11 protein-coding genes and 1 pseudogene are annotated in these 12389 nt (G+C 67.0%); all 12 read left to right on the top strand.

The genetic code is table 11. The features are described 5' to 3' along the window. The first annotated feature begins 7 nt into the window (after positions 1-7). The 12 genes and pseudogenes from ABC319_RS06930 to ABC319_RS06875 all read left to right on the top strand — a co-directional run bounded on the left by ABC319_RS06930 (position 8) and on the right by ABC319_RS06875 (position 12280). Positions 8-136, top strand: a complete 129-nt coding sequence (locus tag ABC319_RS06930; protein WP_413069515.1) for a hypothetical protein — start codon at positions 8-10, stop codon at positions 134-136. After that, entirely contained in the window at positions 133-552 is a 420-nt protein-coding gene (mce, locus tag ABC319_RS06925; protein WP_413069514.1) for a methylmalonyl-CoA epimerase, read from the top strand. Before ABC319_RS06930 ends, mce begins: the two co-directional genes overlap by 4 nt. Further along, complete coding sequence (scpA, locus tag ABC319_RS06920; RefSeq protein ID WP_413069513.1) at positions 539-2746, top strand: methylmalonyl-CoA mutase; 2208 nt, start codon at positions 539-541, stop codon at positions 2744-2746. The genes mce and scpA overlap by 14 nt, the downstream gene beginning before the upstream one ends. Next, positions 2743-3117 carry a lysozyme inhibitor LprI family protein gene (locus ABC319_RS06915; protein ID WP_413069512.1) on the top strand — a complete coding sequence of 125 codons (375 nt, stop codon included), beginning with the start codon at positions 2743-2745 and terminating at the stop codon, positions 3115-3117. Before scpA ends, ABC319_RS06915 begins: the two co-directional genes overlap by 4 nt. After that, positions 3114-4103 carry a biotin synthase BioB gene (bioB, locus tag ABC319_RS06910; protein ID WP_413069511.1) on the top strand — a complete coding sequence of 330 codons (990 nt, stop codon included), beginning with the start codon at positions 3114-3116 and terminating at the stop codon, positions 4101-4103. Before ABC319_RS06915 ends, bioB begins: the two co-directional genes overlap by 4 nt. 49 nt (positions 4104-4152) lie before the next feature. Beyond that, positions 4153-6186, top strand: coding sequence for an ATP-binding protein (locus tag ABC319_RS06905; RefSeq protein ID WP_413069510.1), 2034 nt, complete (start codon positions 4153-4155; stop codon positions 6184-6186). Positions 6187-6306: 120 nt separating this feature from the next. Continuing rightward, positions 6307-7785 carry an efflux transporter outer membrane subunit gene (locus ABC319_RS06900; protein ID WP_413069509.1) on the top strand — a complete coding sequence of 493 codons (1479 nt, stop codon included), beginning with the start codon at positions 6307-6309 and terminating at the stop codon, positions 7783-7785. Next, positions 7785-9152 carry an efflux RND transporter periplasmic adaptor subunit gene (locus ABC319_RS06895; protein WP_413069508.1) on the top strand — a complete coding sequence of 456 codons (1368 nt, stop codon included), beginning with the start codon at positions 7785-7787 and terminating at the stop codon, positions 9150-9152. The genes ABC319_RS06900 and ABC319_RS06895 overlap by 1 nt, the downstream gene beginning before the upstream one ends. Continuing rightward, positions 9142-9879: an ABC transporter ATP-binding protein gene (locus tag ABC319_RS06890; protein WP_413069507.1), complete on the top strand. Its 738-nt coding sequence runs from the start codon at positions 9142-9144 to the stop codon at positions 9877-9879. Before ABC319_RS06895 ends, ABC319_RS06890 begins: the two co-directional genes overlap by 11 nt. A gap of 96 nt (positions 9880-9975) precedes the next feature. After that, entirely contained in the window at positions 9976-11181 is a 1206-nt protein-coding gene (locus ABC319_RS06885) for an ABC transporter permease (RefSeq protein WP_413069506.1), read from the top strand. A gap of 370 nt (positions 11182-11551) precedes the next feature. After that, positions 11552-11941 (top strand): annotated as a pseudogene (locus ABC319_RS06880) (DUF695 domain-containing protein); the annotation flags it as partial. Positions 11942-11980: 39 nt separating this feature from the next. Continuing rightward, the gene (locus ABC319_RS06875) at positions 11981-12280 is read left to right on the top strand and encodes a ribonuclease E inhibitor RraB (protein WP_413071640.1); all 300 of its coding nucleotides are present in this window, start codon (positions 11981-11983) and stop codon (positions 12278-12280) included. The last annotated feature ends 109 nt before the right edge of the window (positions 12281-12389 follow it).

Below are 12389 nucleotides of genomic sequence, written 5' to 3'. Positions count from 1 at the left end.
CAGGGACATGTTCTCGGCGCTTTTCGCCATGGCGGTCGGATGCGTCCTCAACACCGCCGCCACTGGGGTGATGGGGATCGTCTTCCTCATCGTCGGTCTTGGCATGTTGCTCGCGTTGGGAAATACCGCCCTATGATCCTCGGCCGCCTGAACCATGTCGGTATCGCCACGCCGTCGATCGCGGCGGCGGTGGAGAGTTATCGCACCTTGCTGGGTGCCACTGCCATCGGCAGTCCGTTCGACCTGCCTGCGCAGGGGGTGAAGGTGTGCTTCATCGATGCGCCGAACACGCAGATCGAGTTGATCGAACCGTATGACGACGCCTCGCCCATCGCCGGCTTCCTCAGGAAGAATCCGGCCGGTGGGCAGCATCATCTCTGCTTCGAGGTACCCGATATCAACGTCGCGGTCGTCGACCTGAAGGAAAAGGGGGCAACGATCCTGGGCGAACCGCGCATCGGTGCGCATGGCACGCCGATCGTCTTCGTGCACCCCCGCGACATGGGCGGTGTGCTCGTGGAATTGATGGAGACGCCGCATGGCGATCATTGAAACCAACACCGGCGAGGATAGCGGCGCCGCGCCCAAGCCGCAGCCGGCACCCGAACCGACTTCGCAACCCACCCTCTCGGACTGGGAATCCGCCGCCGCCAGGGAGGTGAAGGGCCGCGACCTGATCTGGCCCACGCCCGAGGGGATCGACGTCAAGCCGCTCTATACCGCCGCGGATGCGCCGGTGGACCCCGGCCTGCCGGGCTTCGCGCCGTTCACTCGTGGGGTGCGCGCGTCGATGTATGCCGGGCGTCCGTGGACGATCCGCCAATATGCCGGCTTCTCGACCGCCGAGGAATCGAACGCCTTCTACCGGCGCAATCTCGCCGCCGGTCAGAAGGGGTTGTCCGTCGCCTTCGATCTGGCGACCCATCGCGGATACGACAGCGACCATCCGCGCGTGACCGGCGATGTCGGCAAAGCCGGCGTGGCGATCGACAGCGTGGAGGACATGAAGATCCTGTTCGACGGCATTCCGCTCGACCAGATGTCGGTCAGCATGACGATGAACGGCGCCGTGATCCCGATCCTCGCCTTCTTCATCGTTGCCGGCGAGGAACAGGGCGTCGACCGCAAGCTGCTCGACGGGACGATCCAGAACGACATCCTCAAGGAGTTCATGGTCCGCAACACGTATATCTACCCGCCCGGGCCCTCGATGCGGATCATCGCGGACATCATCGCGTACACGTCGGCCGAAATGCCCAAATTCAACAGCATCTCGATCAGCGGCTACCACATGCAGGAAGCCGGGGCGACGCAGGTGCAGGAGCTGGCCTTCACCATCGCCGACGGTCGCGAATATGCGCGCGCAGCGATGGCGACGGGGCTAGATATCGACAAGTTCGCGGGCCGCTTGTCGTTCTTTTTCGCCATCGGCATGAACTTCTTCATGGAGGTCGCGAAGCTGCGCGCCGCGCGCGTGCTGTGGCACCGGGTGATGACCGATCTGGGCGCGAAGGACGAGCGGTCGAAGATGCTGCGGACCCATTGCCAGACATCAGGCGTGTCCCTGCAGGAGCAGGATCCGTACAACAACGTCATCCGCACGACCGTCGAGGCGATGGCGGCGATGCTGGGCGGTACCCAGAGCCTGCACACCAATGCGCTAGATGAGGCGATCGCCCTGCCGACCGACTTCTCCGCCCGCATCGCCCGCAACACCCAGATCGTGCTGCAGGAAGAGACCGGGATGACCAAGGTCGTCGATCCGCTCGGCGGCAGCTATTATGTCGAGAGCCTGACGCAGCAGCTGGTCGATCAGGCGTGGACGATCATCGAACGGGTCGAGGCGGAAGGCGGCATGGCCGCCGCCGTGGCGAAGGGCTGGCCCAAGGCGATGATCGAGGAAGCCGCCGCCGCCCGCCAGGCGCGCGTCGATCGCGGTGAGGACGTGATCGTCGGCGTCAACAAGTATCGGCTGAAGGACGAGGATCCGATCGACATTCTGGATGTCGACAACCATGCCGTCCGCGAGGCCCAGGTCGCGCGATTGCGTCGTCTGCGCGAGACGCGCGACGAAGCGGCTTGCCAGAAGGCGTTGGCGGCACTGCGCGTTGGCGCATCGGCGAACGACAACCTGCTTGCCCTGGCAGTCAAGGCGGCGCGTGCGCGCGCGACGCTAGGCGAGATATCGACGGCGATGGAGATCGCCTTCGGCCGTTATGGAACCCAGCCGACGCCGGTCAGCGGCATCTATGGCGGCGCCTATGCCGACGACGCTCGCTGGACGCGGCTTGAGCGCGGCGTGGAGGCGACGGAGCGTCGGTTGGGGCGCCGGCCCCGCATGCTGGTCGCCAAGATGGGGCAGGACGGGCACGATCGCGGTGCGAACCTGGTATCCAGCATGTTCGGCGACCTGGGTTTCGAGATCGTGCCCGGCCCCCTGTTCCAGACCCCGCACGAGGCAGCGCTGCTCGCCCTGGAGAAGCAGGTCGACGTGGTGGGCGCGTCGAGCCTGGCGGCCGGACATAAAACGCTGATCCCGGAATTGATCGGGCATCTACGCGACGCCGGGCGGGCCGACATCAAGGTCATTGCGGGCGGGGTGATTCCGGCGCAGGATTACCAGATCCTCCGCGATGCCGGGGTGCAGGCGATCTTCGGGCCGGGCACCAACCTGATCGCCGCGGCCGAGGAAGTGCTGCGGCTGCTCGGTCACAACATGCCACCAGAGACGGAGGCCGCCGAATGATACGCCTGATCCCGCTCGTGCTGCTGACCGCCGCACCCGCCGCCGCGCAGACCCAGGCGCAGATGAACCAGCAGGCCGGTACGGAGTACCGCGCGGCCGATGCCGCGATGACCCGGCAGTGGCAGCGTACCTATGCCTATATGAAGGGCCGCGACGCGCAGGACCGATCGCGCGGCGGCGGGTTCGGCTATGCCGCGGCGACGCTTGCCAGCCAGCGCGCGTGGCTGCAGTTCCGCGACACGCAGTGCGTGATCGAGGGAGGGGAGTTCGCCGGCGGATCGATGCAGCCGCTGGCGCAAGCGCAATGCAAGACCCGTTTGACCCGCGAGCGCACGACGCAGCTCGCCAAGCTTCTGTGGAATCGCCAATGACCCGTACCGACTGGACCCGCGCCGAGATCGCGGCACTGTTCGATCTGCCGTTCGACGAGCTGATGTTTCAGGCGCAGACCGTCCACCGGTCGCACCATGCTGCCGGTGAGGTTCAGCTCTGCACGCTGTTGTCGATCAAGACAGGCGGTTGCCCCGAGGATTGCGGTTATTGCTCGCAGTCGGCCTCGTCCGACAGCGGGCTTAAAGCGGCGAAGCTGATGGATGTGGAGGCGGTGCTGGCCAGTGCGGCGGAGGCGAAGGCGTCCGGGTCGCAGCGCTTCTGCATGGGCGCGGCGTGGCGCAATCCCAAGGACCGCGACATGGATGCGATCGTCGCCATGGTCGAAGGTGTGCGCGGCATGGGCATGGAAACCTGCATGACGCTGGGCATGCTGGAGCCGCATCAGGCCACGCGGCTGGCCGCCGCCGGGCTCGATTACTACAATCACAACATCGATACGTCGCCGGAGCATTACGGCGCTGTGATCACCACCCGCACCTTCGAAGACCGGCTGGAGACGCTCGAGAACGTCCGCGCGGCGGGCATCAACGTCTGCTGTGGCGGCATCGTCGGGATGGGAGAGACTCGCGGCGACCGGGTCGGCTTCGTCCACGCGCTCGCCACGCTGCCGCGCCATCCCGAGAGCGTGCCGGTCAACGCCCTGGTGCCGGTGAAGGGTACGCCGCTGGGCGACATGCTGGCGGGCACGCCGATGGCGAAGATCGACGACATCGAGTTCGTACGCACCGTCGCCGTTGCCCGGATCGCCATGCCCCTGTCGATGGTCCGCCTGTCGGCCGGGCGGGAAAGCATGTCGGAGGCGACGCAGGCATTGTGCTTCATGGCCGGCGCGAATTCGATCTTCACCGGCGACAAGCTGTTGACCACCGGCAACGCTGGGGAGGGTGCGGACGCCGCTCTGTTCGCCAAGCTGGGATTGGTGCCGATGGCGAGCGGCGAGCCGATGCGGGTCGCCGCGGAATGACCGTCGAGGCCGTTATCCCCCTCGCTCTTCATCGCAAGTGGTACCGTTGATGTTCAAGAAGATCCTGGTCGCCAATCGCGGTGAGATCGCGTGCCGCGTGATGCGGACGGCCAAGCGGATGGGGATCGCCACCGTCGCCGTCTATTCGGACGCGGACGCGCGCAGCCCGCACGTGCTGATGGCCGACGAGAGCGTTCGGCTTGGGCCGGCACCGGCTGCCGAAAGCTATCTGAAGGCCGAGTTGATCCTGCTCGCTGCCAGGGAAACAGGGGCCGACTGCATCCATCCGGGTTACGGTTTCCTGAGCGAGCGGGAGAGTTTCGCACGCGCTTGCGCGGAGGCCGGCATCGCGTTCGTGGGGCCGCCGCCCAATGCGATCGCGGCGATGGGCGACAAGATCGAATCGAAGAAGCTCGCCAAGGCGGCCGGCGTGAACGTCGTGCCGGGTTTTCTGGGCGAGATCGCCGACACCGACGAGGCGGTGCGGATCGCGACCGAGATCGGCTATCCGGTGATGATGAAGGCCTCTGCCGGTGGCGGTGGCAAGGGCATGCGGCTGGCGTACGGCGAGCAGGACGTACGCGAGGGGTTCGAGGCGACGAAGCGCGAGGGATTGGCCAGCTTCGGCGACGACCGGGTGTTCATCGAGAAGTTCATCGAGAGCCCGCGCCATATCGAGATCCAGGTGCTGGGCGACCAGCACCGCAACATCCTGTACCTCAACGAGCGCGAATGTTCGATCCAGAGACGGCACCAGAAGGTCGTTGAGGAAGCGCCGTCGCCCTTCGTCACGCCTGCGATGCGCAAGGCGATGGGCGAGCAGGCGGTCGCGCTCGCGCGGGCTGTTGGTTACTACAGTGCCGGCACAGTGGAACTGATCGTGTCCGGAGCGGACACGACCGGGCAGGGCTTCTACTTCCTCGAGATGAATACCCGGCTGCAGGTGGAGCATCCGGTGACCGAGGAGATCACCGGGCTCGACTTGGTCGAGCAGATGATCCGCGTCGCGGCCGGTGAGCCGTTGTCGATCACGCAGGATCAGGTCGGCATCGACGGCTGGTCGATCGAGAACCGCGTGTACGCCGAGGACCCGTACCGCGGCTTCCTGCCCAGCATCGGGCGACTGGTCCGCTACAATCCGCCGGAGACGACGGCAGTCGAGCGCGGCGATGCGCCGGCCAACGCCCTGCTGGCGGAGCGCGAGCCCCGCATCCGCGTCGACGACGGTGTCGTCGAGGGTGGCGAGGTCAGCATGTTCTACGACCCCATGGTCGCCAAGCTGATCACCTGGGCGCCGACCCGCGAGCAGGCGATCGATGCGCAGATTGCGGCGCTCGATGCGTTCGAGATCGAGGGGCCGGGCACCAATATCGACTTCCTGTCCGCGCTGATGCAGCACCCCCGCTTCCGGTCGGGGGAGATCACCACGGGCTTCATCGCGGAAGAATATCCCGATGGTTTCGGCGGTGCGCCCGCCGATGCGAAGCTGCTGCGCTCGCTTGCCGCCATCGCCGCCTTTGCCGCCGCCGCCCACGCCGACCGGGCACGGCGGATCGACGGCCAGCTGGGGCGCCGCCTGCGCCCGCCGGCCGACTGGACGGTACGGCTGGACGGGCGGGATCACGCGGTGACGGTGTCGCCCGACGCGATCGTGGTGGACGGAGAGCCACTTGACCTGTCCACCGAGTACACCCCGGGCGATCGCGTCGTCCAGGCGGAGGTGGCAGGCGAGGAACTGATCGTGCGGCTGGAGCCGGTGCGCGCGGGTTTCCGGCTCACCACCCGCGGCGCCAGCCATGTCGCGCGCGTGCTGCCGACCCGCGTCGCCGGCTATGCCGATCACCTGATCGAGAAGGTGCCGCCGGATCTTTCCCGGTTCCTGATCGCGCCGATGCCGGGGCTGCTGGTGCGGCTCGACGTGGCAGCGGGCGACCGCGTCGAAGCCGGCCAGCCGCTGGCGGTGGTCGAGGCGATGAAGATGGAGAACATCCTGCGGGCGGGGAAGACCGGCGTGGTGAAGACGATCGAGGTTCAGGCGGGGGAGAGCCTGTCGGTCGATCAGGTCATCCTGGAACTGGAGTAGGAACGAGGCCGCAGCGTCGTGGAGCGACAAACTGCGACATAAACGCGCTGGACAGTGAGGGGAGGGTTGGTCATCCCCGCTGTCATGCCGCGCCTTCGCGTTTTTCCCCTGCTTGTCCCGATGCTGCTGGCGGGTTGCTCCGTCGGGCCCGACTATCGGCCGGCGACGCCGGCGGAGCTGGGGGTGCCCGTCACCTGGTCCGTGCCCGCCGCACCGAGGCGTGAGGATCTGACGCATTGGTGGGACAGGTTCGACGATCCGGTACTGGGCCAGCTGGTCCAGCAGTCCGCGACGTCCAACACCGACATCGCCCAGGCGGTCGCCCGATTGCGTCAGGCGCGGGAAGCGCTGGTGCAGAGCCGGTCGAGCCTGTTGCCCACGCTGTCCGGATCGACCGGGTATCAGCGCAACGAGAACCTGCGAGGCGGCGGTCGTTCGTTTACGCTGCCGGACGGTACCGTGGTGGATACCGGCGGCGGGGGCACCAACAGTTTCTCGCTCGGCCTGTCCGCCAGTTATCAGGTCGGCATCTTCGGCGAGTTGCGCCGGACCGTGGAGGCGAGCCGCGCGCAGTACGAGGCATCGGGTTACGATTATGCCAGCGTGCTGCTGACGGTCGAGAGCGAGGTCGCGCGTAATTATGTGATCGCCCGCGGGCTGCAGGCGCAGATCGCCAATGCCCGGGCCTCGCTGGGGCTGCAGGACGACAATCTGGAGATCGCCGGTTTCCGGGTGCAGGCCGGGCTGGTCTCGTCGCTGGACAGCGAGCAGGCGCGCAGCCAGCGGGCGCAGACCGCGGCGACGATCCCTTCGCTGGAGCAGCAGTACAACGCCGCCGTGTCGCGGCTGGGCGTGCTGACCGGGCAGGCGCCCGGTGCGCTGAAACCGCTGCTGGCGGCGCCGCGGCCCATTCCGAACGGACCGGCGACCGTCGGGGCAGGCATTCCGGCCGAGACGCTGCGCCAGCGGCCGGACGTGCGGGCGGCCGAGCGGACGCTGGCGGCGGCGACGGCGCAGATCGGGGTGGCGAAGGCGCGGCTGTATCCGGCGCTGGCGATCACCGGCAACATCAACACCAACGCCACCTCGCTGTCGGGGATCGGCGACGCGATCACCGGCGGCCTGTTCGCAGGGCTGACCCAGGCGATCTTCAACGGCGGGCGGCTGCGGAGCCAGGTCCGCACGCAGGAAGCGGCCGCCGACGCCGCGCTGGCGGCGTACAAGGGAACGGTGCTGCTGGCTCTGGAGGACGTGGAGAATGCCGTCGTCGCCCTGAGTACGGCGCAGGCGCGGGCGCGGGAGTTCGCCATCGCGCTGGACGCCGCCAACAATTCCGCGATCCTGAGCCGCAGCCAGTATCGATCCGGCCTGACCGACTTCACCACGCTGAACCAGCAGGAGGCGGCGCTGCTGTCGGCGCGCAACGGGCTGACCCAGGCGCGCGCCGATGCGGCGAGCGCGCTGGTCGCGCTGTACGTCGCGCTGGGCGGCGGCTGGGATGCCGCCACCGTGCCGCAGGCGCCGCCGCGCACGGTGCCTGCCGGGACGACGCCTTCACCGGTGCCGGTGCCCGCCACTTCTGACACAGAGACCCGCTGATGGCCGACCAGAGCACGGACGAATTCCTGGGTGTGAAGCCGGTGCCGGCGTGGCGCCGCTGGGCGAAATGGGCGGCGGTGCTGGTCGGGGTCGTGCTGCTCGCGCTGCTGGTGGCGCGGTGGATGCGCGGGGACGAGGCGGCGGGCTTCGCCACCGCGCCGGTGCGGCGCGGCGACCTGACCGTCAGCGTCTCGGCGACGGGGAAGCTGGCGCCGACCAATCAGGTGACGGTCGGATCGCAGCTGTCGGGACTGGTCACGCGGGTCGTGGTCGACGTCAACGACCGGGTGACCGCCGGGCAGGCGCTGGCGTTGATCGATCCCGAGCAGATCGACGACCAGATCCGCGCCAACGAGGCGCAGCTGGCGGCGAACCAGGCGCAGGTCGCGCAGGCGCAGGCGACGTTGAGCGAGGCGAATGCGCAGCTGGCGCGGCTGGAAGAGGTGTACAAGCTGTCGAACGGCCGCGTTCCTTCCGCCACCGAACTCCAGACCGGGCGCGCCAATGCGCAGCGCGCGGTCGCCGGCGTGCGTACCGCGCAGGCCAACGTCGCCGCGGCGCGGGCACAGCTGGCGCAGAGCCAGACGCAGCGCAGCCGCGCGATCATCCGCAGCCCGGTGTCGGGCGTGGTGCTGGCCCGGCAGGTCGATCCCGGCCAGACAGTCGCCGCCTCGTTCAACACGCCGACGCTGTTCGTCATCGCCGAAGACCTGACCAAGATGAAGCTGGAGGTGGCGATCGACGAGGCAGACGTCGGCGAGGTGAAGCTGGGGCAGAAGGCGAGCTTCGCCGTCGATGCGTTTCCCGGCCGCAGCTTTCCGGCGACGATCACGCGGGTCGATCTGGGATCGAACCTGACCGTCAGTTCGGCGACATCCTCGTCGACCAGCACCAGCACGACGGCGACCACCGGACAGGTGGTCAGCTATGCCGCCGACCTGACGGTCGCCAATCCGCAGGGTCAGTTGCGCCCCGGCATGACCGCCACGGCGGACATCGTGACGTCCGACCGGCGCGGCGTGCTGCTGGTGCCGAATGCGGCGCTGCGGTTCAAGCCGGCGGCGGCCGGTGCGGCGCAGGGCGGCGGCATCGCCGGTTCGCTGACGTTCCGCCCCCGCCGCGACCGGCCGGAGAGGACCGCCACGCTGGCGCGCGGCGCGACCCAGACGGTGTATGTGAAGGGCGCGGACGGCCAGCCGCAGGCGGTGGAGATCACCACCGGCGACACCAACGGTACGGTGACCGAGGTGGTCGGCGGCGACCTGAAGCCTGGGCAGGAGGTCATCACCGGGCAACTGACGGGCACCGATCAGGCGCCGGCGGGCGCGGGCGGCCAGCGGCGGCGGAGTGGCGGCGGTGGACAATAACGCCGGTCCCGCCGCGCCGCCGCTGATCAGCCTGCGCGGCGTCACCAAGCTGTACGGCAGCGGGGCGACGCAGTTCCAGGCGCTGAAGGGCGTCGACCTCGACATCCAGACCGGCGATTTCGTCGCGGTGATGGGCCCGTCGGGATCGGGCAAGTCGACGACGATGAACATCCTCGGCTGCCTCGACGTGCCGTCGGCGGGCGAGTTCCTGTTCCGCGGCCACCATATCGAGCGGCTCGACCGCGACCAGCGGGCATTGCTGCGCCGCCGGTACCTGGGCTTCGTGTTCCAAGGCTTCAACCTGCTCAGCCGCACGACCGCGCTGGAGAATGTCGAGCTGCCGCTGCTGTACCGGGGCGAGGACAAGAAGAGCCGTCGCGAACTGGGCATGGCCGCGCTGGAGAAGGTCGGGCTGGACCGGTGGTGGGACCATACGCCGGCCGAGCTGTCGGGCGGGCAGCAGCAGCGGGTGGCGATCGCGCGGGCGATCGTGACCAATCCCGACGTGCTGCTGGCCGACGAGCCGACCGGCAACCTCGATTCGGAACGATCGATCGAGATCATGGAATTGCTGACCGGGCTGAACCGCGACGGCAACATCACCGTGCTGATGGTGACGCACGAACCCGACATGGCCGCGTTCGCGCGCACCGTCGTCCACTTCAAGGACGGGCTGGTCGAGCGGATCGAGAGCCGGCACCGGCAGGGCGAGGCGGTGGACGCGTGACGCTGCTAAACACGCCAATTCGTGCGCTTCCATCGACGCCGCCACGCGTCCGGATCCCCGCCTGCGCGGGGATGACGAGCAAGGGGGCATGACCTGATGTTCGGCACCACGCTCGTCCTGGCGCTCCGATCGATCCGTCGGCACCTGCTGCGCTCGTTCCTGACCATCTTGGGCATCGTCATCGGCGTCGGCGCGGTCGTGACGATGGTGACGCTGGGCAAGGCGACGACCTCTGCGGTACAGGCGTCGATCTCGGCGTTGGGCACCAACGTGCTCCAGATCCGGCCGGGACAGGGCTTCGGCCGCGGCGGCGGCGGGCCGCGTCCGCCCGACTTCAAGGAAGAGGATGTCGAGGCGATCGCCAACCAGATCGCCGGCGTCACCGCCGTCGCGCCACAGGCCAGCGCGTCGGCCACCGCGATCTACAACGGCGCCAACTGGTCGACGACGATCAACGGCACCACCAGCGCGTTCCTGACGGTGCAGCCATGGCCGCTGTCGTCGGGCCGGTACTGGACGCCGGCCGAGGAAGCGGCGGGCAAGGCGGTATGCCTGATCGGCAATACCGTTCGCCAGAACCTGTTCCGCGGCGGCGAGGCGGTCGGCGCGCGCATGCGGCTGGGCAATATCAGCTGCGACGTGATCGGCACGTTGACCACGCGCGGGCAGGGCGGCTTCGGCGACCAGGACGACGTGGTGGTGATGCCGATCAAGGCGGTGCAGCGCCGTTTCACCGGCAGCCGCGACATCCGGCTGATGCTGGTCGGCGTCGACCAGGCTTATTCGACCCAGACGGTGCAGGCGGCGATCGCCGACCTGCTGCGCGAGCGGCGCACCATCACCGGCGGCAAGGACGACGATTTCAATATCTTCGATACCAAACAGATCAGCGATACGCTGACCGGCACGACGATGATGCTGACCCGCATCGTCGCCGCGGTCGCCGCGATCTCGCTGGTGGTCGGCGGGATCGGCATCATGAACATCATGCTGGTGTCGGTGACCGAGCGGACGCGCGAGATCGGCATCAGGCTGGCGATCGGCGCGGTCGCGCGCGAGGTGCTGCTCCAGTTCCTGGTCGAGGCGGTGGCATTGTCGTGCCTGGGCGGGGTGATCGGACTGATCCTGGCGCAGCTGGTGATCCTGGCGCTGGTGCCGTGGATGCGGGTGCCATGGACGTTCGACCCGCAGATCAACCTGATCGCCTTCGCGATATCGGCGGTGATCGGGGTGGTGTTCGGCTATTTCCCCGCGCGCCGCGCGGCGGCGCTGAACCCGATCGACGCCCTGCGCCACGAGTGACGGCGTCCGCGAATGTTGAGGAAGTTGTGCCATGCGAGCCCTCCCGCCGAATGTTGAGGCGGGGTGCCGGGCACAGGTGATCGCGTGCGGGATCAAGGGGATGGCGGCGGGTGGCTGCAAAACGACGCGGATCATCTGGCAACGGAAAGTTGAGACAGGTTTGCTAACGTAAGTTTGCCACGTTGGCGGCGTGATGGAGCGAGGTGGTGGCGCGCGCATGAGGTGGTTCTATGCTCATGACGGCGAGTAGGACATGGCCGGATGCGGCCAGTCGTAGCCGATCGCGATGCGTTGCGGTTCACCCAGAAGTGGCCGTTGAAAGTTAGGGTTGGGGCGCTAACGTCAGACCGTAACAGGTTCGGATTTGCAGATGTCAGACCAGTGGAACTTCTACGCATTGCTCGTTGACGACGAACCAGCCTCGATCTTCGTTGACCTTGGGGTAGCCAAAGAGGCTCCGATTGCTGACCTCCGGAATATAGCATACTTGCGCGTTCATTTGAATAGTCCCCGACCAGATGGGCTTTCTAGCCAAGAAGAATATGACGAACTTATAAAGATCGAAAATTCCCTCGCGCTAGCTATCGAAAGCGATGGAAGCTCCCTATAAGTAGGTCGAAATACTTCTAGCGGGAACAGAGAGTTCTATTTTTACACTCGGTGCCAGTCCATTGAGGGAGTCATCAAAACGGCAATGGAAAATTGGCCAGAGTATCGTTTTGAAACCGGGATTCGTGCAGACGCCGATTGGTCTACTTACTGGCAGTTTCTTCACCCGTCCCCGGGAGACCTGCAACGTATGGGGAACCGCGACGTGATTGACCGGTTGCTTAAGGCCGGCGACCACATCGAAACTGCTCGGAAAATTGATCATTCTGCGATCTTCAAAACACCTCGCGACAGGAAGGCCTTTACGCAGCACCTTGTCACCAAAGGCTATGCCATCTCCCAAAACAGAGACGCCGATGGAGAGTTTCAGATCGAATTCGATAGGATCGATCGGCCCGATGAGATCGATGATGTCACGATCGATCTTTATAGAGCAGCACGGGAGAACGACGGCGACTACGACGGCTGGGGCTGCGCTACCGCGAATTGAACGGCCGCTTGCATCATCTCATAGCTGAAAGCTGTCTGGCTGGATTTCACCGCTTCCCGCCATCCGCGTGCAGGGTCGGCGCCCTCTTCGTCAAAGCTCGTGCGTCCCG

It is taken from the genome of Sphingomonas phoenicis (assembly GCF_047238005.1).
GTDB lineage: Bacteria > Pseudomonadota > Alphaproteobacteria > Sphingomonadales > Sphingomonadaceae > Sphingomonas.
Note: the sequence above shows the minus strand (reverse complement) of the source record. Positions and strands in the feature narration are given on the sequence as shown.